The organism is Micromonospora maritima, assembly GCF_902825405.1.
Lineage (GTDB): Bacteria > Actinomycetota > Actinomycetes > Mycobacteriales > Micromonosporaceae > Micromonospora > Micromonospora maritima.
The window spans coordinates 1-2,020 of the sequence record NZ_CADEAU010000745.1 but is presented as its reverse complement, the minus strand read 5'-3'; the positions used below and the strand labels follow the sequence as shown (position 1 = coordinate 2,020).

Here is a 2,020-nt window from a genome sequence, read left to right as displayed (position 1 = left end):
GGGGACGCGGGCGGCGGGCACCACGGGCGTCGCCGGGACGGGCGGCTCGGGCGCGGAGCAGACGTGGTCCGGGTCGGCGGCGGCCCGGGCCAGCCCGGCCACCTGCACGGCGAGCGGATCGTCCACGTCGAGGTGCGCCCGGCACAGGTCCTCGGCGAGCGCCAGGTGCTCGTGCGCGTCGGCGTACCGGCCGCAGTCGCGTTCCATCGCGCCGAGCTTGGCCAGCATCTTGATGCCGCTGGGGTGGCCGTCGCCGTAGACCTCGCGGTGCAGCTCCCACGCGTCCTGGAGCCGGTCGCGGGCCACCTCGCACTGGCCGCGCGCGTATTCCACCGTGGCCAGGTCGGCGTGGGCGGCCAGCACCCGCTGGGACTCCGGCCCGTCGCGGGCGGTCAGCTCGATGATGACGTCGGAGTAGAGCCGGGCCGCCCGGGCGTCGCTGCCGACCCGGTGCAGCACCGCGGCCAGGGTGGCGGCGGCGGTGACGGTGCGCTCGTCGGAGCGGCCGAACAGCCGGGTGGTGGCCGCGTACGCGAACGCGGCCCAGCCCCGCGCGGAGTGCGGCTCGCCGAGCGCGACCAGCAGCCGGGCCTGGAGCCCGGCGGCCTCGGCCAGCTCGGGGGAGGCGTTGGCGGGGCGGGGGTCGGCGTCGCTGAGCGCCTCGGCGAGCAGCCGTTGCGCGCCGGTCAGGTCGCCTTCGGACACCAGGTGGTGCGCCTGGACGGTCAGGTCAGCGAAGCCGGAGGACACGCCCCATCGTGCTCATCCGGCGACGGTAAGTACAACCCCCGGAGTGGATCAGTTTGGTCCCGATCCGGTCAGGTGCGCGGCGAGCGTCTCGCTGATCCGGCGGAGCTGGTCGACCTGGGCCGGGCTGAGCGCGTCGAACAGGTGCCGGCGTACCCCCTCGACGTGGCCGGGCGCGGCGGCGGCCAGGGTGGCGAAGCCGTCGTCGGTGAGCACGGCGAGCTGGCCGCGCCGGTCGGTGGGGCAGTCCTCCCGGCGGATCCAGCCGGCGGCCTCCAGGCGGGCGGCGGCGTGCGAGAGCCGGCTGCGCGAGGAGCCGGTGGCGTCGGCCAGGTCGGTCATCCGCAGCCGCCGGTCGGGGGCCTCGGAGAGGCGGACCAGGATCTCGTAGTAGGCGTGCGGCATGCCGGCGTCGCGTTGCAGCTCGCGGTCGAGCGTCTCCATCAGCGCCCGGGAGGCGGCCAGGAAGGCGCGCCAGGTCCGCTGCTCGTCGGGTTCCAGCCACCGGGTCATGACGCCCATCATACCGGCGTTAGTTGAACGCTCAACAAAACCGGGGTACCGTCGGTGGCATGGGCATCCATCGACTCAACCACGCCGTCCTCTACGTCAGTGACCTGGAGCGCAGCGTCGCCTTCTACCGCGACGTGCTGGGCTTCCGGCGGGTCCCGATGACGCCTGACGGCTTCCGCGGCGCCGCCTTCCTCCAGGCCCCCGACTCCACCAACGACCACGACCTCGGGCTGTTCGAGATCGGCGCGGCGGCCGGGGCGTCCCAGGCCGGCCGGGCCACCGTCGGCCTCTACCACCTGGCCTGGGAGCTGGACACGCTCGACGAGCTGGGCGCCACCGCCGCGCGGCTGGCCGCCGCCGGCGCGCTCGTCGGCACGTCCGACCACGGCACCACCAAGAGCCTCTACGGCCGCGACCCGGACGGGCTGGAGTTCGAGATCGTCTGGATCGTCCCGGCCGCGCTGCTGGACGACGCCGCGCTCGCCGCGCGCAAGCGGATCGGCCGGCTCGACGTGGACCGCGAGCGGCAGCGCTACGGCGGCCAGACCCGGGGCGGCGTGGGCATCTCCGTCCCGGCCTGACCCGGGGTACGCGGCCGCGACGCCGCCCGGGTGCGGTAGAAACGGCACCATGTCGACCGACGCCGTCCTGCGCGAGCTGCTCGTCCGCCAGCTCGACCACTGGCTCCCCGCGGCGCTGCACCGGGCCCGGCGGGCCACGCTCGCGCTCGCGTACGCCGGGGGTCCCGCCGTGGGCGCGG

General features: G+C 75.7%; 3 protein-coding genes. 1 reads left to right on the top strand and 2 read right to left on the bottom strand.

Features of this window, described 5'->3' with window-relative positions; genetic code table 11:
* Both HUW36_RS31810 and HUW36_RS31805 read right to left on the bottom strand, forming a co-directional pair.
* Window positions 1–750, bottom strand: a 750-nt coding sequence (locus HUW36_RS31810) for a tetratricopeptide repeat protein (protein WP_174531448.1), incomplete at its 3' end; no start/stop codon positions are given.
* A gap of 48 nt (window positions 751–798) precedes the next feature.
* Entirely contained in the window at window positions 799–1,269 is a 471-nt protein-coding gene (locus tag HUW36_RS31805; protein ID WP_174531447.1) for a MarR family winged helix-turn-helix transcriptional regulator, read from the bottom strand.
* A 50-nt stretch (window positions 1,270–1,319) separates the two neighbouring features.
* Between HUW36_RS31805 and HUW36_RS31800 the strand changes: the two genes are divergently transcribed.
* The gene (locus tag HUW36_RS31800) at window positions 1,320–1,841 is read left to right on the top strand and encodes a VOC family protein (protein ID WP_174531446.1); all 522 of its coding nucleotides are present in this window, start codon (window positions 1,320–1,322) and stop codon (window positions 1,839–1,841) included.
* Window positions 1,842–2,020 lie beyond the last annotated feature (179 nt).

What these genes read in the sequence shown, in the direction of transcription:
- HUW36_RS31805 (WP_174531447.1), bottom strand. Translation starts at nt 1,269, where the DNA reads ATGGGCGTCATGACCCGGTGGCTGGAACCCGACGAGCAGCGGACCTGG.
- HUW36_RS31800 (WP_174531446.1), top strand. Translation starts at nt 1,320, where the DNA reads ATGGGCATCCATCGACTCAACCACGCCGTCCTCTACGTCAGTGACCTG.